This is a genomic window from Sediminicoccus rosea, from assembly GCF_033547095.1.
In the GTDB taxonomy this organism is placed as follows: domain Bacteria; phylum Pseudomonadota; class Alphaproteobacteria; order Acetobacterales; family Acetobacteraceae; genus Roseococcus; species Roseococcus rosea.
Map to the genome: position 1 here is coordinate 3,745,001 of NZ_CP137852.1, position 17,204 is coordinate 3,762,204.

A 17,204-nucleotide genomic window follows, 5' to 3' on the forward strand; every position below is an offset into this window, starting at 1 on the left:
ATCGGGCCGCGCCTTCGCCGCCTCGATCATCTGCGCCAGGGTGCGGAAGGGCGTGGAGGGATGCGCCGTCAGCGCATAGGGACAGGTGCCCAGCAGCGAGCAGAAGGTGAAGGCCTCCATCACCCGGTAGGGCAGGCTCATCAACGTCTCATTGCCGGCCAGCGTATCATTCGCCAGCATCCAGGTGTGGCCGTCGGGCTGCGCGCGCGCCGTCTCGGTCGAGGCGACGGAGCCCGAGGCGCCGGCGCGGTTGTCCACCACGACCGGCCGGCCGAGGATCTCCTGCAGGCGCGGCTGCAGGATGCGCGCCACCGTGTCGTTCGAGCCGCCCGGCGGGAAGGGGATGATGATGCGGACCGGCCGCTCGGGCCAGGATTGAGCCCAGCTTCCCGTGGCCAGGGCGGGACTCGCGAGCAGGGCGGTGATGGCGGAACGGCGCTGCATGTTGGTTTCCCCGGTGTGACCGCGGCAGCAGATCACAGCCATGCGCGCCGCCTCAAGCGGCTTGTGCGAAGCCCGCGCGGATCGCCTCGACCAGCGCCTTGCCGCCGGGCAGCAGCGGCGCCTCGCCCAGCGCCAGGAGAATTCCCATTTCGCCGAGCGGCGGCAGGCCCTCCGCCTCCCCCATCCAGACCAGCCCCGGCGGCAGGCGCGTCGGCGTCGAGATGGTCAGCGCCAGGCCCGCCAGGGCCACAGCGAAGCAGCCCGACTGCGTGGTGCTGTTGTAGCTGACGCGCACCCGCCGGCCCTCGCGCCCCAGCGCCTCCAGCGCGGCACGGCGCCAGGTGCAGCCGGGATGGGCCGCGGCCAACGGCAGCGGGTCGCGCTTGTGCAGCGTGCTGCCCTGCGGGCCCACCCAGCGCAGCGGGCCGCGCCACACCTCCTCGCCATCGCGCCCATGGCCCTCGGTCAGCAGGGCGAGGTCCAGATGGCCGTGCTCCAGGCGTTGCGCGAGTTCCTCGGAACTCATGCAGAGCACATCCACCTCGATCCCCGGATGGGTGCGGGCGAAATGCGCGAGGATGCCGGGCAGCCATTGCAGGGCGTAGTCATCGGGGCTGCCCAGGCGCACCTGGCCGGTGAGTGCGGGCGCCCGGAAGGTGGTGATGATCTCCTCGTTCAGCGCCAGCAGGGTGCGGGCACGCTCCAGCAGCCAGGCGCCCTTGGGCGTGGGCTCCAGGCCGCGATGGCCGCGGCGCAGCAATTCCTCGCCCAGGATCTCCTCGAGGCGGCGCATCTGCATGGAGACGGCGGATTGGGTGCGGCCGATCTTCTCGGCCGTGCGGGTCACGCTCTCCCCCTCGGCGATGAGGACGAAGCTGCGGAGCAGTTCAGGGTCGAGGCCGGCGGGGAGGTTCATGTGGCAACATCACGATAATTGATGTTCACCGTCAAGATTAGTCGTTTGAATGATGATTCCAGGGCTGGGATAACCCAAGGGCGCTTTCACCAAAGGAAAAGATCATGTCCGCCCAGTTCAGCCCCCTTCCCTCCGCCCTGCGGCTTTCCGCGCGGTTCGGGACGCCGAAGGTCGGCCTTGGCTGGGTGACGTGGCTGGCCCGCTTCTGGCGCGCCTATGACACGCGCCGCCAATTGGCCGAGTTGGACCCGCATCTGCTGCGCGACATCGGCGTGACGCGGCTGGACGCGCAGCTCGAGGCCGCCCGCAAGCCCTGGGACATCCAGGGCGGCTGAACCCGGCCTCAGGGTCGGGGGGCGGTGCCGGCCAGCCGGCCCGCCGCCCACCCGGCCGCCTCCCGCCAGGGCCGATGGCGCATCGCCACCGCCGGCTGCTCCGGCGCGGCGGCGAGCGGAACGCCCAGGCGCTCCGCCTCGGCCATCGCCTCGCGGATGTCGAGGATGAAGACCTGCCGCCGTGCCCCCTCGGCCAGGCCGGCCAGGTCCATGCCGGTCAGGGCCGCGAGCAGCGGCGCGGCGCCCGGCTGCGGCAGGGCCGTGGTCAGCCCCATTACACGGCCGCTGCCATCCACCACGGGCCCGCCGGAAAATCCCATCAGCGCGCCGAGTCCCGCCGTGAAGCCGGGGCCGAAGCCGCGCATCTGCACATAGGGCCGCGCCACCCGCCCCTCGGCCAGGGCGCGCCCCAGTCCCTCGGGCCCGAGCGCCCAGACCGCCTCCCCCGTCACCGGCAATTCAGGCGCGAGCGGCGCCGGGCGCAGGAATCCCTCGGGCATGCGCAGCACGGCGAGGTCCATGCGCGGGCTGGCGGCGACCAGCCGGGCCGGCGCCTCGGCCAGCCCATCGGCCCGGCGCAGCGTGACCGGGCCACCCGCCTGGCGCAGCACATGGGCGTTGGTCAGGACGTGGCGGCCATCCACCGCGATCGCCGCACCCACGGTGACGCCGCCCGCCTGCAGGCTGGCCAGGCTGTCCCGCGCCACCCGCGCGGCGGGCGTCCCCGCGGCCTGCTCCGCCGGCAGGGCGGCGCAGCCGGCCAGAAGCAGCAACCCCAGGAACATTCCGAGAAAGCGGCGCATGTTTTCCGGCATGGCAATGTTGCACCCGCGGTTCGATCTCCTTCAGATTGAGATGTAAAAATTAACAATTTCCGAAAGATGGACGTCGGACATGGAACTCCAAGACCCTGTCGCGGCACCCAAAGCTTGACCTGCGGGGGCGCCAGGGATTAGAACATTTCAAGAACAACATGCTGCTCTCCCCGCGCCCCTCCCCGCCCGAACCCGAGACGCCCAGCCCGGCGGCGATGGACCGCGCCGCCCTGCTGGCGGGGCTGCGCGCGCGGATCGCCCGCTTCGATCCGGGGCTCGAGACCGGCCGTGCCACCCTGCCCCTCTCGCCCGAGCTGGACGCCCACCTCCCCTGGGGCGGCCTGCCGCTCGCCGGGCTGCATGAGGTGCTGGCGGCCGAGCCCGGGGCCGGCATGGGCTTCGCTGGCCTGCTGCTGGCCCGCGCCCAGGCGGCGCTGCCCGGCCGTTCCGTCCTCTGGATCGCCGATGAGCCGGATGCCTATCCGCCCGGCCTCGCCAGCCTGGGCCTTTCCGCCGCCAGCCTGATCCTGGTCCGCGCGCCCCGCCCGGCCGATGCGCTCTGGGCGGCCGAGGAAGGGTTGCGCTGCCCGGCCATCGCCGCCGCCCTGGTGATGAACGTGACGCCCGACCTCACCGCCGCGCGCCGCCTGCAACTTGCCGCCGAGACGGGGGGCGGCATCGGCCTGCTGCTGCGCGGCGAAGATGAGAGCCCCGGCCCCACCGCGGCGCTGACCCGCTGGCGCCTGGCGGCCCGGCCCAGCGAGGGTGGCTCGGTCCATCAGCTCGGTGACCCGGCCTGGGAGATCGCGCTGCTGCGGGCGCGGGGCGGACGGCCGGGGGCCTGGGCGGGCGAGTGGGACGCGCTCAGGGGCGAATTGCGGGTGATGGGGGCGGCCGCGCCAAGCCGGCGGGCGTTGGGCGCATGAAAAGGGCACGAAAAGAGGCCTCCGGGGGCTGGGCCCGGGAGGCCCCAGCCCCCAATCCCTTCAAGGCACTGCGCGCCGCGGCCCGGAAAATCCATTTGTCCGAAAAGGCACATGGCGCATGACGGGGCGGCGCGCTGCACGGACGCCGCGGCTGCCGCTCTTCGAGGCGGGGCCGCCAGTGGCACCGGCCCTCGCCCCCGCCACCGGGGAAGCCACCGGAACCCGCCGCTTCCTCATGCTGCACGGGCCAGGCCTGGCCTCCCCGCGCGCCGCCATCTGGGCGCTGCGCTTCTCCCCCCTCGTCGGCCTCTGGCGCGACGAAGGGCTGCTCATCGAGACCACCGGCCTGCCGGAGCCCGAACCCGCTTTGCTGGCCCGCGTGCTGGCGGCCTTCGAGACAGCCGGGCATCCGGCGCGGGGCTTGATCGGCGCTGCCCCCGCCGCGCTGGCCGCCCTGCTGCGCGCCGGCCTGCCCCCCCAGGTGCTGGACCCCATGCCCGATCTGGCACGCCTGCCGGTCAGCGCCCTCGCCCTGCCGGCCGAGGTGATCGCCGCCCTGCATCGCCTCGGCCTGCGCGAGGTGGCGGCGCTGGAGGCACAGCCGCGCGGCCCGCTGGCCCGGCGCTTCGGCCCCGCCATCGCACAGGAACTGGCGGCGCTGCGCGGCGCCATCGCCCCCTTCACCCCCATCCGCCCGCCGCCCCGCCACCGCGTGGCGCGGGACTGCCTTTCGCCGCTGGTCACCGCCCCAGGACTGGAGCGCGCCATCGGCGGGCTGATCGCGCAGCTTTGCGAGGGGCTGCTCGCCGCCGGCGAGGGCGCGCGGGTGCTGCGCCTCACCGCCTTCCGCGGCGATGCCTCCTGGCAGGAACTCCGCCAGGGCCTGGGCCAGGCGAGCCGCGAGCCCGCCCATCTGCACCGCCTGCTGGCCCGGCGCGTGGAGGAACTGCGGCCCGAACTGGGCTTCGAGCGCCTGGTCCTGGCGGCCGAGGTGACGGAGGCGCTTGCCCCCCGCCAGGCCGGATTGCCGGGCGAGGACACGGCGCCCGAGGAACTGGCCGCTCTGCTCGACCGGCTGGGGCAGCGGGTGAAGCTCTGGCGCCTCGCGCCCCATGCCTCGCATTGGCCCGAGCGCGCGCTGCGCCGCGTCAGCCCCTTCGCGAAGGTGGCCGAGTTCCAGCCGGCGTCACGCCCGGTGCGGCTGCTGCGGCGCCCCCTGGCGCTGGAGGCCGTGGCCCTGCTGCCCGATGCGCCCCCTTCCCTGCTGCGGCTGGGGCGGCAGAGCCACCGCATCCTGCGCGCCATGGGGCCGGAGCGGCTGGAGCCCGAATGGTGGAGCGGCCACGGCGCCCGCCCGCGCGACTATTACCTGGTGCAGACCCAGGACGGCGCCCGCTGGTGGGTCTGCCGCAGCGGCGCCCCCGGCGCCGCGGACGCCAAGTGGTATCTGCATGGATATGTGTGTTGATGCCCTCAGACGCCGGGCGCCGGCTCTGCCGGCTTGGCTTCGCCGCGCCACGGGTGCGCCGGGCCATGGGTCCGGTTGGGCGGCGCCGGCCGCAGGCGCGGCCGGATTCTCGGAAGGAGCGCTGCTCATCCGAGCGCGGGAGCGCCCTCCGCGTATCCGCGCCGAATAGGCGCGGCGGAACGCTTCAGCGTTCCGAAGCCAAGCCGGCGGAGCCGGCGCCCGGCGCCTGAGGGCATGACATATGGCGAGCCCGCGGCGCTCTCGAACTTCTCCTTCCTGGAGGGGGCCTCGCATGCGCGGGAGCTGGTCGAGACGGCGCAGCGCCTGGGCCACTCGCTGATCGGCGTGGCGGACCGGCAGGGCTTCGCCGGCAGCGTGCAGGCCATGGTGGCGGCCGAGCAGGCGGGGCTGCGCTACCTGCTGGGTGTGCGGCTCACCTTGCTGGACGGCACGGAATACCTGGCCTGGCCCAGCGACCGCGCCGCCTATGGGCGGCTGACCGCCATGCTCTCGGCGGCACGGATGGAGGCGCCCAAGGGCGAATGCCCGCTGACGCGCGAGGCGCTGCTCGCCGCCGCACCCGGCCAGGCCCTGGCGCTGTTGGCCCCTCGCAAGCCCGACGCCGCCTTCGCCGCGCGGCTCCGGCGCGATGCGGCGGAGTTCGGCCGCGCGCTGGCGATGCCGCTCATGGTCGCCGCCCATCACCGCGCCATCGGCGATGACCGCGCGCGGCTCGATGCGCTGGCCGCCATGGGTGCCAGGCTGATCGCGGCCGGCGGCGTGCGCTACCACGTCCCGCAGCGGCGCCGGCTGGCCGATGTGCTGACCGCCATCCGCCTGGGCCGCCCCGTGGAGGAGCTCGGCCTGGACGCCGAGCCCAATGGCGAGGCCTGCCTCAAGCCGGAGGGCGAGTTGCGCCGCCTCTTCCAGGGGCATGAGGCGGCGGTGGATCGCGTGGCGGAGCTGGCGGAGGTCGCGCGGTTTTCCCTCCGCGAGCTCGCCTATGAATACCCGGATGAGATCCTCGACCCCGGCCGCACCCCGCAGCAGACGCTGGAAGCCCGCGTGGCCGAGGCCGAGCGCCGGATCTGGCCGGAAGGCACGCCGCCGAAGGTGGCGCGCCAGATCGCGCATGAACTCGCGCTGATCGCGAAGCTGAACTACGCGCCCTATTTCCTGACGGTGCACGAGATCGTGCGCTATGCGCGCTCGCGCGGCATCCTCTGCCAGGGGCGCGGCTCGGCGGCCAATTCGGCGGTGTGCTACGCGCTCGGCATCACCGCCGTGCCGCCCGACAAGCATGACCTGCTCTTCGAGCGCTTCATCAGCGAGGCGCGCGACGAACCGCCCGACATCGACGTGGATTTCGAACATGAGCGGCGCGAGGAGGTGATCCAGCACATCTACGAACGCTACGGCCGCCACCGCGCGGCCATCGCCGCCACCGTGATCCGCTTCCGCGAGCGCAGCGCGATCCGCGAGGTGGGCAAGGCGCTGGGCCTGGATGAGGCGGTGACGGCGCCGCTCGCCAAGGCCGTCTGGGGGGCGGGCGACGCCACCTGGGCGGAGATCGCGGCCGAGCATGGGCTGGATGCGGAGGACCCGCGCCTCAAGCTCGCCTGCGAGCTGGCCGATGAGATCCAGGATTTCCCGCGCCACCTCGCCACCCATGTCGGCGGCTTCGTCATCACGCGCGGGCCGCTCACCGAGCTGTGCGTCGTGACCCGCGCGGCGATGGAGAACCGCCACACCATCGAATGGGACAAGGACGACATCGAGGCGCTGCGCATGCTGAAGGTGGATGTGCTGGGCCTGGGCATGCTGAGCTGCATCCGGCGCGGCCTGGCGCTGATCGGCAAGTCGGCGCTGACCGAAATCCCGCAGGACGACCCCGCCACCTATGAGATGCTGAGCCGGGCGGACAGCCTCGGCGTCTTCCAGGTGGAGAGCCGGGCGCAGATGAACATGCTGCCGCGCCTGCGCCCGCGCGAGTTCTACGACCTGGTGATCGAGGTCGCGATCGTGCGCCCGGGCCCGATCCAGGGCGACATGGTCCATCCCTATCTGCGCCGCCGCAATGGCGAGGAGGCGGTGGAGGTGCCGCCGGGATTGGAGGAGGTGCTGGGCAAGACGCTCGGCGTGCCGCTCTTCCAGGAGCAGGCGATGAAGATCGCGATCGTCGGCGCCGGCTTCTCGGCCACGCGCGCGGACCAGTTGCGGCGTGCCATGGCGACCTTCAAGCGCAACGGCCAGCTCCCGCAATTCCGCGCGGAGTTCCTCGAGGGCATGGCGCGCAACGGCTATGACCCCGGCTTCGCCGAGCGCTGCTTCCGCCAGCTGGAAGGCTTCGGCACCTATGGCTTCCCGGAGAGCCATGCGGCGAGCTTCGCGCAGCTGGTCTACATCTCGGCCTGGCTGAAATGCCACCACCCGGCGGCCTTCGCGGCGGCGCTGCTGAACAGCCAGCCCATGGGCTTCTATGCGCCGGCGCAGATCATCCGCGACGCGCGCGAGCATGGCGTGCGGGTGCGGCCGATCGATGTGACCATCAGCGAGTGGGACTGCACGCTGGAGGGGGAAGAGCTGCGCCTCGGCCTGCGCCAGGTGACGGGCCTTTCCGACAAGGTGGCCGGGCGCATCATGGCCGCACGCCCCTTCGCCGATTTCCGCGACCTGGTGCGGCGTGCGAGCCTGGATCGGGGCGCGGTGGAGCGCCTGGCCGAGGCCGATGCGCTGCGGGGCCTGGGTCTCGACCGCCGCGCGGCACTCTGGGAAGCGGCGGCCGTCGAACACGCGACAGCCCTCGCCGCCCCCATCACCGAGGCCGCGCCGCAACTCCCGCTGGCGACGGCGGGCGAGCGCGTGGTGCTGGATTATGCCGGCACCGGCCTGACCCTCGGCCCGCATCCGCTGGCGCTGCTGCGGGGTGAACTCGCACGGCGCGGCGCCGTCAGCACGCTGGACTACGCCCGCGCGCGGCAGGGGAAGTGGCTGCGCGTGGCGGGGCTCGTGCTGGTGCGGCAGCGGCCGGGCAGTGCCAAGGGCGTGATGTTCTTCACCATCGAGGATGAGCACGGCACGGCCAATCTCGTCCTCTTCCCCGACATCTCGCAGCGCTTCCGGCGCGAGGTGGTGGCGGCACGCCTGGTCATCGCCGAAGGGCGCCTGGAGCGCACCGAAGCGCATGTGCCCATCCTGCACCTGCTGGTCCGCAAGCTGGAGGATCATTCGGCCCTGCTGCACGGGCTGCATGAGCTGGATGGCGACACCTGGGCCAGGACCATCGCCCATGCGGATGAGGTGCTGCGGCCCAACCTCTCGCCCGATCCACGGGTGAAGCGGAAGGAAGCGCTACGCCAGCCCAGCAGGGATTTTAAGTGATGGCCTTCTTGCCTCGAGCGCCGGCGCAGGCTGCGGCGGCTTGGGGGGCGGCCTTCCGACATGTGGCGTGGTTGGGGAAGGCATCGCGTAGCCGCCGGCGGCGGTGCGGCCGGATCCTCCAGAGGCCGTCCCAATGGTTATTTGCGAATCATTCTCATTTGCAGCATACTCGCCGCAGCACGGAGAACCTGCCCATGGCGACTCGCGGCCTTCCCACCTGGCCCCACCTCAATGAGTGCGCGGACAACCTGCCCGATCCCGAGCGGCTGCTGCTGGATGCCGCCCGCGCCTGGGCCGGGCCCGGCCCCGCCGGCCCGGTGGCGGAGGCCGCGCTGGTCCTCGCCGCCGCGGGCATCGAGGGCGCGGCGCTTCGCCTCGATCCGCTGCTGCGCGCCCTGCCCGGCCTGCAGCTCGCCTGCCCACTCTGCCCCGCGATCCACACCACGGAGGCCGCGCTGCTGCTGGCGATCGGCGCCGTGCAGCAGGGCCGGCGCAGCGTGGCGCTCGGCCTGCTGCATCGCCTGGCCCCGCCGCTTGCCGCCTATCGGGCCATGCCGGCGCTCATCCTCCTGGCCTGCGCGCTGCGCCGCGGCGGCGTCACCTTCGAGCCGCGCCTATGAGCGTGGCCCCCAGACGCTGGCCCGCACCGCCACCGCCGCGAGCACGCCATAGGCGGTGACACCCAGCGCCACGGCGAGGAACTGCCCATCCATGCCGAAGCCCAGCACATCGCCCAGCAGCCAGCCGCCGCCCACCGCGATGCCCAGGCGCGAGAGGCCGGCCGCGATCGGGTAGCCCATCCGCCCCGCACCCATCGCCGCGAAATACATCGCCATGCCGAGGCCGAAGCCGCCAAAGGCCGGCCCGATGAAGGTCAGCGCGCGGGCCGCGATCGCCGCCACCTCGGCATCCGAGGCGAAGAGGTTGGCGAAGAACATCGGGAAGATCGCGACCGAGATGCCCACGCTGGAACAGACGCCGAAGGCCATCATCCCGCCCACCCAGGCGGTGCGCCGCGCCGTCTCCCAATCGCCCTGCCCCACCGCGCGGCCGACCAGGGCCGTGAGCGCCGAGCCCACGCCGAAGGCGAGCGGGATCATCATGAATTCCAGCCGCGCCGAGACGCCGTAAGCCGCCACCACCGCCGCGCCATAGGAGGCGAGCCGCGCCGTCACCAGGATGGTGGCGAGGTTCGCGATCAGCGCCAGCGTGCAGGCGATGGCGCCGACGGCCAGGATGCGCCGGAACAGCGCCCATTCCAGCCGTACGCGCAGATTGGGCGTGAAGCCCGCAGCACCCGAGAACACGACCTTCGCCATCACCCCCGCCGCCGCCCAGAAGCAGAGCGCGAAGGCGAGACCGAGCCCGATCAGCCCGAGGCCCAGCACCTCCGCCAGCACGAAGCCCAGCGCGGGGTAGCCGAGCCAGGCGAAATTCAGCACCCGCGCCGCCAGCGCATGCTTGCCCGCGCCACGCAGGATGGAGCCGAGCGTATTGGCCATCCAGGCCGGCACGGCGCCGAGCCCGAACATCACCGCCGCATAGGGCGCACCCGCCGCCGCCGCCTCCGGCCCGCCGATCCAGGTCAGCAGCGTCCAGGGGAAGCCCGCGAGCAGGATGACGAACATGGCCGCGAAGCCGAGCGCGATGAGCAGCGCATGCACGGCAAGCGCCGAGGCCTCCTCCGGCTTCTTGGCACCCAAGGCGCGGGCGATGGCGCTGACCACGCCGCCGCCCATGGCACCCGCCGACATCTGCCCCAGCAGCAGCGCGAAGGGCAGCACCACCGCCCAGCCCGCCAGCGCCGAACGGCCGAGCCGCGCCGCGATCCAGGTCTCGATCAGCAGCGCCACCACCTGCAAGGCGGAGAGCACCGTGGTGGGCGCGGCCAAAGCCAGGATCCGCTTGGCCAGCTCGGCCGAGCTGGGCCGCGCCATGGCGCTCACGCGAAGCGCTCCACCCCGAAGGGCGTGAGGTCGGCATTGGGCCGCGGCCCCAGCATGGCGGCGGCGAGCAGCGCGCCGGTCGGCGCCGAGCCGGTGAGCCCGAGATGCCCATGACCGAAGGCGCACCAGAGGCCGGGCCAGGCCTTCACCGGGCCGACCACGGGCAGGCTGTCCGGCAGGCAGGGGCGATGCCCCATCCAATGCGGCTTCGCCCCACGCGTATCGGCCTGCGGATAGACCTTCGCCAGATCCTCCAGCAGCAGCGCGGCGCGGGCCGGATTGGGGGGCGCCTCCGTGCCGCCGAACTCGACGGTGCCTGCGATGCGAAGCCCCTCCTCCATCGGCGTGATGAAGGCCTTGCGGTCGGCCGGTACCACAGGGCGGCGCGGCATGACGCCCGGATTGGGCAGCATGATGTGATAGCCGCGCTGGCTCTCCAGCGGCACCTTGATGCCGAGCGGTGCGAGCAGCTTGGCCGACCAGGCGCCGGCGGCCAGCACCACATGGTCGGCCAGGAGCGGCGTGCCATCCACCAGCGCGCCCGTGACGCGATGCCCCTCGGTGGTCAGGGCCGAGACGCTGCCGCGCAGGATGCGCCCGCCCATGCGCTCGATGCCGCGCGCGATGACGCGCGCCTGGCGCAGAGGATTCACCGAATGGCCCTGGCGCGGCAGGAAGACGCCCACGCCATAGGTGGAGGATACCTCCGGCTCCAGCGCCAGGATCCCGGCGCGGTCCAGCACCTGCATCTCGAGCCCATGCGCGCGGCGCAGCGCCCAGGCCGCATCATCTTTCGCGAGGTGCTCGGCGTCCCGATAGAGGTAGAGCTGGCCGTGATGGGCGATGAGGTCGAGCGCGCCTTCCGCCTCCAGGATTTCCAGGTGCCGCTCCTCCGCGCCGTGCAGCAGTACGGCCAGTGCCTCGGCGATCTCCTGCACGCGCTCTGGCCGCGCCTCGAGCACGAAGCGCCAGAGCCAGGGGAAGGCCGCGGGCCAGTAGCGCGTTGGGATATGCAGCGCGCCCTTGGGGTCGAGCAGCATGCCAGGCACCTGCTTCAGCACGCCCGGCATGGCGAGCGGCGCAACCGAACCGCCCGAGATCGCGCCCGCATTGCCCGAGGAGGTCCCCTCGCCAGGACCGTCGCGGTCCACCAGCGTCACCTCCGCGCCCTGGCGCGCCAGATACCAGGCGGAGCACAGCCCGACGATGCCGGCGCCGATGACGAGGATGCGAGGTCTGGGGTCCATGGGAGCGATGCTCGCGCATGATTGACGCGCCCGCAATGCGGCCCGACACTTTCGGCAAAGACGGAGGAACACCATGCGGATCGTGCCCAACAACACGGGCCTCGGCGCGCGCATCTTCGACCTGGATCTGAGCCGGCCGCTGGAGGCCGGGGAGTTCCGCACCCTGCTACGGGCACTTGGCGAATATGGCGTGCTCTGCTTTCCCGGGCAGGACCTCGATGCGCCGCAGCTTTCGGCCTATGCGCGCCGCTTCGGTGACCTGGAGGTGAACGTGGCGAACATGTTCCACGCGCCGGGCCTGCCCGAGATCATGATCCTCTCCAACAAGCGCGATGCGGCGGGCAAGCCCGTCGGGCTGAACGATGCTGGCCAGGGCTGGCACACCGACATGAGCTATTCGACCGAGATCGCGCTCGCCAATGTGCTGCACGCCAAGGAAGTGCCTCTGCGCGATGGCCGGCCGCTCGGCGACACGCAGTTCCGCAACATGCACGCCGCTTATGAGGACCTGCCGGCCGAGGTGAAGCAGCGCCTGGAGGGCCGCGTCGCCATCCATGACTTCCAGAAGTTCTGGGACATGATGCGCATCCGCCCCGGCTCCATCCGCGCGCCGTTGACGCCGGAGCAGCGCGCGAAGAAGCCGCCGGTGCGCCAGCCCATCTTCCGCACGCACCCCATCACCGGCCGGCGCGTGCTCTATTGCAACCCGGGCTATGCCATGGAGATCGAGGGGCTGGCAAAGACCGAGAGCGACGCGCTGCTCGACTATCTCTTCCGCCATCAGAGCCAGGCGAAATACCTGCACAGCCATGCGTGGACGCCGGGCGATGTGCTGATGTGGGACAATATCGGCACCACCCACAACGCCAAGGCCGATTACGGTCCGGACGAACCGCGCTTTATCCTCCGCGCCCAGGTGATGGCGAGCCTCGACTACGCGGCGCTGGCGGCATGAGGCTCGCGACGCTGAAGGATGGCCGGCTCGCCGGCGTGCTGCCCGGTGCGCTGGTGCCGCTGGCGGAAGCGCTGCGCGCGGCGGGTGGCGGCGCCCTGCCCCAGGCGATGACCGCGCTGCTGGCCGACGAGGCGGCGATGACCGAGGCCGCACGCGCCATCGCCTTCGCCGCCCGCCCGGAAAACGCGGCGCTGCGCGTGCCACTGGACGAGGCGCTGCTGGAGGCGCCGCTGCGCCCGGGCAAGATCATCGGCGTCGGCCGCAATTACGGCGCGCATGCGAGCGAGGTGGGCGGGCCGAAGCTCGAAGCACCCAAGCTCTTCCTCAAGCCCACCTCCTCCATCTGCGGCCCGGGTACCGCCGTGCAAATCCCGCGCGCCGTGACCAAGCCGGATTGGGAGGCGGAGCTTGCCGTCATCATCGGCGCGCCGGCCTATGAGGTGGAGGAGCGCGTGGCCCTCGATCATGTCGCCGGCTACACCATCCTGAACGACATCTCGGCGCGCGAATTCCAGTTCGACCAGCCGCTGGCCATGACCAGCTTCGCCAAGGGCCTCGCGCAATTCTGCCCGATCGGCCCCTGGATCGTGACGGCCGATGAACTGAGCGAGCCCTGGGCGCTGGACGTGGACTGCACGCTCAACGGCGAGAGCGTGCAGCATGGCAACACGCGGGAGCTGATCTTCTCCGTGCCCGCGCTGATTGCCTACATCAGCCGCTTCATGCGGCTGGACACGGGCGATGTCATCGCCACCGGCACGCCCGCCGGCTCCGGCCATTTCCGCACCCCGCCCCGCTACCTGAGAAGCGGCGATGCCCTGGCGCTCAGCGTCGCGGGCATCGGCACGCTCCGACATTCGATCGCGTAGGAGGCTGATCGCTTCTGTTGGGTTCACCAGAAGCGTGAATCAGCCTCCCAACATCGTCGAGGAAACCACCCATGCTCCGCGCCCTCAGCCTGCTGCTCCTGCTGACGACACCTGCCCTCGCCCAGCCCCGCGCGCCAGGGACGGACTACCCGAACCGCCCGGTGCGCGTCGTCGTGGCGCTCGCCCCCGGCGGCAATGCCGACATCAATGCGCGCCTTGTTTCCACCGCGCTCGGCAATGCGCTCGGCCAGCAATTCATCGTCGAGAACCGGCCCTCGGGCGGCGGCGTGGTGGCGATGGAGACGGTGGGGCGCGCGGCGCCCGATGGCTATACGCTGCTGGTCGGCGCGCTCGGCTCGCATGCGCTGAATGTCGGGCTCTACCGCAACCTGCCGGTGCATCCGCTGACCGGGCTTGATCACATCACCATCAGCTCGGAGAGCGCGATGGTGGTGGTGGCGCACCCGTCCACCGGCTGGCGCAGCCTGGCCGACATGCGCGCGGCGCTGCTGGCGCGGCCGAACCACTACACCTTCGGCTCCTCCGGCAACGGCACCACGGGGCACATCGCCTCGGCGCTGCTGCTCAGCCAGATGGGGGTGACGGCGCAGCACATTCCCTATCGAGGCTCGGCCGCATCCTTCGCCGATCTCTCCGCCGGGCGCCTGCAGTTCCAGACGGACACGATCTCCTTCGTCGAGCAGCATGTGCGCTCGGGCACAGTGACAGGCCTGGCCATCGGCACCAACACGCGCTCGCCCATGCTGCCCGACGTGCCGACGGCGGCCGAGGCGGGCGTTCCCGGCTTCCAGGCGACGACCTGGACGCCGTGGTCGAGCGCCATCGGCACGCCGCCGGTCATCCTCGAATTCCTGCAGCAGCAGATCGCGGCGCAGCTCGCCGCGGGGCCGGTGCGCGAGCGCATCCTGGCACTCGGCAACACCATCCCGGAGAACATGACGCCGGTGCGCACCCGCGCCTTCATCGCCGCCGAGATCGAGAAATGGGTGCCCATCGTGCGGGCCACCGGTGCGACGGTGGATTGAGCCATGCTGCACGCGAGCCATGATTCCATCCGCGCCCAGATCCTCGCCATCCTGGCGGCCTGGGGCAGCCCGCCGCACCTGGCCGAGACCACGGCCGACATCATGGTCGAGACCGACCTGACCGGCGTGGACAGCCACGGCATCTCCATGCTGATGGCCTATGAGGAGCTGCTTCAGAAGGGCCAGCTCCGCATCGCGGGCGAGCCGCGCGTGGTGCGCGACTTCGCGGCAACGGCGATGGTGGATGGCGCGGACGGCCTCGGCCATCCAGCGGCCTTCATGGCGATGAAGCTGGCGGTCGAGAAGGCGCGGGCCTTTGGCATCGGCGCGGTGGGCGTGGTGAACAGCCACCATTTCGGGGCGGCCGGCTGCTATGCGCGCATCGCCTCCGATGCCGGGCTGATCGGGCTGGTGACCTCCTCCACCCGGGGCATCCTGATGGTGCCGACTCGCGCGGCGGAACCGGTGCTGGGGACCAACCCCATCGCCTTCGCGGCACCCGCCGGCAAGCACAAGCCGGTCGTGCTCGACATGGCGACCACGACCGTCGCGGGCAACAAGGTGAAGGTCTATCACCTGAACGACAAACCCATCCCGGAAGGCTGGGTGCAGGATGGCGAAGGGCGGCCCGTGACGGACAGCCACGTCGCCAATGACTACGTGTTCAAGCACAAGGATGGCGGCATCACGCCGGTGGGCGGGCCGGAATCACTGGGCGGGCACAAGGGCTACGGCCTGGCGCTGATGGCGCATATCCTGGGCGGCACGCTGGTGGGCGCCAGTTTCTCGCCCCTGCGCAACCGCACGCAGAAGCCGGATGACCCGAACAATATCGGCCACTTCATGCTGGCGGTGGACCCGCGCGCCTTCCGCGACATCGATGGTTACGAGAGCGACCTCGACGCGGTGATCGACGTGCTCCACGCAACCCGCCCGGCCGATCCCGCCAAGCCCGTGCTCGTGCCGGGCGAGCCGGAAGAGGCCTCGCGCGCCAGGCGCCTGGTCGAGGGCATCCCCATGCCCGAGAGCCTGGTGCAGCATGTGAAGGACGTCGCCGCCCGCGCCGGCGTGGACTACATGCTGAAGGCGGCCCACTGATCCCGACCGCCCAGCAAGCGCAACAGATCAAACGAAAGCGTGCCTCCTGAGGATCCGGGCCGAACAGGCCCGGCGGCTCACTTCAGCGATCCGAAGCCAAGCGCGCGGACGCGCGCGCCCGGCGCCTGAGGGCATCAAAAATCAAACGGAGCGCAGCTCCGTATGAAAGCTTTTGCTGACGATCTTCCAGCCCTCGGCTGTCTTCAGCAGCAGCAGGTAGTCCGTGAAGTAGCGCGGCGGGATGCAGCAATTCACCTTCACGCAGGCAGCGTCCTCGCCCGCCATGTCGATGGCGAGGATGCGATCCTCCCGCGCCAGGCCGCGCGAGGCGGGCGAAGGGCGGCCCGCGATCATCGTGAGCCAGTCCGCGCGAGGCAGGTCCACCACCGCGCCCTCCACCACGTTGTAGAGATGCGCGACCGGATGGAAGGCGGCCGCGATCTTCGTGCCGTCGCCCTCATGCAGCCCATCGAGATAGGTGCGGACGACGGCCTCGATCTGGGCCAGGGCGGGCAGCGTCATGGAACCATCGGGCATCACATGTCCTCCTCGTCGCGGAACAGGCCGCGTGTGTCCAGGATGCGCCGCCCGGCGCGCTGCTCGGGCCGGATGCGGCGGAAGGCGGCGTGGTCGGTCAATACCAGCAAGGCACCAGGGCCGGCCAGGGCCTGGTCCAGCGGCAGCAGCGGGGCCGGAAGACCGGCGGGGGCGGCGGGCAGGTGCGGTTCCACCACCACCACCTGCCCCGGATGGCGCCGCGCCAACTCTGTCGCGATGTCGAGCGCCGGACTCTCGCGCAGGTCCCCCACATCCGCCTTGAAGGCGAGGCCGAGGCAGATCACCCGCTCACCCGCCGTGCAAAGCGCCGAGGCCTCCTCCAGCACCGCTGCGCGCTTGGCCGCGTCCACCGCGCGCGCGGCGGGGATGAGGCGCGCGGCCTGCGGCGCGCCATGCGCCAGGAACCAGGGATCCACCGCGATGCAATGGCCGCCGACGCCGGGCCCGGGCCGCAGGATGTTCACGCGCGGGTGGCGGTTCGCCAGCTCGATGACGCGCCAGGCATCCAGCCCATGGCGCGCCGCGATCAGCGAAAGCTCATTGGCGAAGGCGATGTTCACGTCGCGGAAGGCGTTCTCCGAGAGCTTCACCATCTCGGCCGTCGCCGCATCCGTGCCCACCACCTCGCCACGCACGAAGAGGCGGTAGAAGGCCTGGGCGCGGCGCGTGGCCTCGTGCGTCAGGCCGCCGGCCACGCGGTCATTCTCCACCAACTCGGTCAGGATGCGGCCGGGCAGCACGCGCTCCGGCCCATAGGCGATGGCGAGGTCGGTGAGGCCGGGGCGGAGTTCGCGCAACAGCGCGCCCACGCGCGCTGTTGTGCCGATGGGGCTCGTGCTCTCCAGCAGCACGAGGTTGCCCGGGCGCAGCGCGGGAGCAAGCGCCCGCGTCGCGTCCCAGACATGGTCCAGCAGCGGGGCCTGGCCGGGCCCGAGTGGCGTCGGCACCGCGATGATGAACACATCGGCCGGCGGCGGCTCGGCGTGCACTGTGAAATGGCCGGCGCGGAGCGCGCGCTCCAGCAACGCCTCGACCGCGGCCTCGGTGATGTGGATGCGGCCTGCGGCCAGGGTGGCGCGCACCTCGGCGTTGCTGTCCACGCCCTGCACCGCCATGCCGCGGCTGGCGAGCAGGGCCGCGGTGGGCAGGCCGACATAGCCGAGGCCGATCACGGTGACGCGTGGATTCATGAATCCAGGG

The 17,204-nt window shown here is 71.8% G+C and carries 16 protein-coding genes (1 of these 16 cut by a window edge); 9 read left to right on the forward strand and 7 right to left on the reverse strand.

What is annotated here, in order from left to right:
- Nucleotides 1-444: the start of a Bug family tripartite tricarboxylate transporter substrate binding protein gene (locus tag R9Z33_RS17895; protein ID WP_318647920.1), read on the reverse strand. 522 nt of this gene lie to the left of the window's left edge; 444 of the gene's 966 nt are visible here — the first part of the coding sequence; it begins with the start codon at nucleotides 442-444; its stop codon lies beyond the left edge, outside the window.
- A 52-nt stretch (nucleotides 445-496) separates the two neighbouring features.
- Nucleotides 497-1,360 (reverse strand): LysR family transcriptional regulator, encoded by an 864-nt coding sequence (locus tag R9Z33_RS17900; RefSeq protein WP_318647921.1) that lies wholly within the window; start codon nucleotides 1,358-1,360, stop codon nucleotides 497-499.
- Nucleotides 1,361-1,464: 104 nt separating this feature from the next.
- Between R9Z33_RS17900 and R9Z33_RS17905 the strand changes: the two genes are divergently transcribed.
- Complete coding sequence (locus R9Z33_RS17905) at nucleotides 1,465-1,695, forward strand: DUF1127 domain-containing protein (protein WP_318647922.1); 231 nt, start codon at nucleotides 1,465-1,467, stop codon at nucleotides 1,693-1,695.
- An 8-nt stretch (nucleotides 1,696-1,703) separates the two neighbouring features.
- Here the strand turns inward: R9Z33_RS17905 and R9Z33_RS17910 are convergent, their stop codons facing one another.
- Entirely contained in the window at nucleotides 1,704-2,498 is a 795-nt protein-coding gene (locus tag R9Z33_RS17910; RefSeq protein ID WP_318647923.1) for a serine protease, read from the reverse strand.
- Nucleotides 2,499-2,668: 170 nt separating this feature from the next.
- Between R9Z33_RS17910 and R9Z33_RS17915 the strand changes: the two genes are divergently transcribed.
- From R9Z33_RS17915 to R9Z33_RS17930, 4 genes are all read left to right on the forward strand, one after another.
- Nucleotides 2,669-3,436 carry an ImuA family protein gene (locus tag R9Z33_RS17915; RefSeq protein WP_318647924.1) on the forward strand — a complete coding sequence of 256 codons (768 nt, stop codon included), beginning with the start codon at nucleotides 2,669-2,671 and terminating at the stop codon, nucleotides 3,434-3,436.
- Nucleotides 3,437-3,554: 118 nt separating this feature from the next.
- Entirely contained in the window at nucleotides 3,555-4,904 is a 1,350-nt protein-coding gene (locus R9Z33_RS17920; RefSeq protein ID WP_318647925.1) for a DNA polymerase Y subunit UmuC family protein, read from the forward strand.
- A 234-nt stretch (nucleotides 4,905-5,138) separates the two neighbouring features.
- The gene (locus R9Z33_RS17925) at nucleotides 5,139-8,285 is read left to right on the forward strand and encodes an error-prone DNA polymerase (RefSeq protein ID WP_318647926.1); all 3,147 of its coding nucleotides are present in this window, start codon (nucleotides 5,139-5,141) and stop codon (nucleotides 8,283-8,285) included.
- A 194-nt stretch (nucleotides 8,286-8,479) separates the two neighbouring features.
- Entirely contained in the window at nucleotides 8,480-8,905 is a 426-nt protein-coding gene (locus R9Z33_RS17930) for a hypothetical protein (protein WP_318647927.1), read from the forward strand.
- Here the strand turns inward: R9Z33_RS17930 and R9Z33_RS17935 are convergent.
- Nucleotides 8,900-10,222 carry an MATE family efflux transporter gene (locus tag R9Z33_RS17935; protein ID WP_318651669.1) on the reverse strand — a complete coding sequence of 441 codons (1,323 nt, stop codon included), beginning with the start codon at nucleotides 10,220-10,222 and terminating at the stop codon, nucleotides 8,900-8,902. The two genes, R9Z33_RS17930 and R9Z33_RS17935, sit on opposite strands and share 6 nt — an antisense overlap.
- 5 nt (nucleotides 10,223-10,227) lie before the next feature.
- Entirely contained in the window at nucleotides 10,228-11,478 is a 1,251-nt protein-coding gene (locus R9Z33_RS17940) for an NAD(P)/FAD-dependent oxidoreductase (RefSeq protein WP_318647928.1), read from the reverse strand.
- Nucleotides 11,479-11,551: 73 nt separating this feature from the next.
- Here R9Z33_RS17940 and R9Z33_RS17945 point away from each other — a divergent pair, with 73 nt between their 5' ends.
- The 4 genes from R9Z33_RS17945 to R9Z33_RS17960 all read left to right on the forward strand — a co-directional run bounded on the left by R9Z33_RS17945 (nucleotide 11,552) and on the right by R9Z33_RS17960 (nucleotide 15,446).
- On the forward strand, nucleotides 11,552-12,433 hold the full coding sequence (locus tag R9Z33_RS17945; protein ID WP_318647929.1) for a TauD/TfdA dioxygenase family protein: 882 nt from the start codon (nucleotides 11,552-11,554) through the stop codon (nucleotides 12,431-12,433).
- Nucleotides 12,430-13,302 (forward strand): fumarylacetoacetate hydrolase family protein, encoded by an 873-nt coding sequence (locus R9Z33_RS17950; RefSeq protein WP_318647930.1) that lies wholly within the window; start codon nucleotides 12,430-12,432, stop codon nucleotides 13,300-13,302. The genes R9Z33_RS17945 and R9Z33_RS17950 overlap by 4 nt, the downstream gene beginning before the upstream one ends.
- 71 nt (nucleotides 13,303-13,373) lie before the next feature.
- Nucleotides 13,374-14,348: a Bug family tripartite tricarboxylate transporter substrate binding protein gene (locus R9Z33_RS17955; protein ID WP_318647931.1), complete on the forward strand. Its 975-nt coding sequence runs from the start codon at nucleotides 13,374-13,376 to the stop codon at nucleotides 14,346-14,348.
- Nucleotides 14,349-14,351: 3 nt separating this feature from the next.
- Nucleotides 14,352-15,446 (forward strand): Ldh family oxidoreductase, encoded by a 1,095-nt coding sequence (locus tag R9Z33_RS17960; protein WP_318647932.1) that lies wholly within the window; start codon nucleotides 14,352-14,354, stop codon nucleotides 15,444-15,446.
- Nucleotides 15,447-15,587: 141 nt separating this feature from the next.
- Here the strand turns inward: R9Z33_RS17960 and R9Z33_RS17965 are convergent, their stop codons facing one another.
- Both R9Z33_RS17965 and R9Z33_RS17970 read right to left on the reverse strand, forming a co-directional pair.
- A complete protein-coding gene (locus R9Z33_RS17965) occupies nucleotides 15,588-15,983 on the reverse strand; it encodes a nuclear transport factor 2 family protein (RefSeq protein WP_318647933.1) in 396 nt (131 codons plus the stop codon).
- Nucleotides 15,983-17,194, reverse strand: coding sequence for a nucleotide sugar dehydrogenase (locus R9Z33_RS17970; protein WP_318647934.1), 1,212 nt, complete (start codon nucleotides 17,192-17,194; stop codon nucleotides 15,983-15,985). The genes R9Z33_RS17965 and R9Z33_RS17970 overlap by 1 nt, the downstream gene beginning before the upstream one ends.
- Nucleotides 17,195-17,204 lie beyond the last annotated feature (10 nt).

Excerpts from the sequence above, each read along its gene's own strand:
- R9Z33_RS17900 (WP_318647921.1), bottom strand. The coding sequence starts at position 1,360 with ATGAACCTCCCCGCCGGCCTCGACCCTGAACTGCTCCGCAGCTTCGTC.
- R9Z33_RS17905 (WP_318647922.1), top strand. The coding sequence starts at position 1,465 with ATGTCCGCCCAGTTCAGCCCCCTTCCCTCCGCCCTGCGGCTTTCCGCG.
- R9Z33_RS17910 (WP_318647923.1), bottom strand. The coding sequence starts at position 2,498 with ATGCGCCGCTTTCTCGGAATGTTCCTGGGGTTGCTGCTTCTGGCCGGC.
- R9Z33_RS17915 (WP_318647924.1), top strand. The coding sequence starts at position 2,669 with ATGCTGCTCTCCCCGCGCCCCTCCCCGCCCGAACCCGAGACGCCCAGC.
- R9Z33_RS17920 (WP_318647925.1), top strand. The coding sequence starts at position 3,555 with ATGACGGGGCGGCGCGCTGCACGGACGCCGCGGCTGCCGCTCTTCGAG.
- R9Z33_RS17925 (WP_318647926.1), top strand. The coding sequence starts at position 5,139 with ATGACATATGGCGAGCCCGCGGCGCTCTCGAACTTCTCCTTCCTGGAG.
- R9Z33_RS17930 (WP_318647927.1), top strand. The coding sequence starts at position 8,480 with ATGGCGACTCGCGGCCTTCCCACCTGGCCCCACCTCAATGAGTGCGCG.
- R9Z33_RS17935 (WP_318651669.1), bottom strand. The coding sequence starts at position 10,222 with ATGGCGCGGCCCAGCTCGGCCGAGCTGGCCAAGCGGATCCTGGCTTTG.
- R9Z33_RS17940 (WP_318647928.1), bottom strand. The coding sequence starts at position 11,478 with ATGGACCCCAGACCTCGCATCCTCGTCATCGGCGCCGGCATCGTCGGG.
- R9Z33_RS17945 (WP_318647929.1), top strand. The coding sequence starts at position 11,552 with ATGCGGATCGTGCCCAACAACACGGGCCTCGGCGCGCGCATCTTCGAC.
- R9Z33_RS17950 (WP_318647930.1), top strand. The coding sequence starts at position 12,430 with ATGAGGCTCGCGACGCTGAAGGATGGCCGGCTCGCCGGCGTGCTGCCC.
- R9Z33_RS17955 (WP_318647931.1), top strand. The coding sequence starts at position 13,374 with ATGCTCCGCGCCCTCAGCCTGCTGCTCCTGCTGACGACACCTGCCCTC.
- R9Z33_RS17960 (WP_318647932.1), top strand. The coding sequence starts at position 14,352 with ATGCTGCACGCGAGCCATGATTCCATCCGCGCCCAGATCCTCGCCATC.
- R9Z33_RS17965 (WP_318647933.1), bottom strand. The coding sequence starts at position 15,983 with ATGCCCGATGGTTCCATGACGCTGCCCGCCCTGGCCCAGATCGAGGCC.
- R9Z33_RS17970 (WP_318647934.1), bottom strand. The coding sequence starts at position 17,194 with ATGAATCCACGCGTCACCGTGATCGGCCTCGGCTATGTCGGCCTGCCC.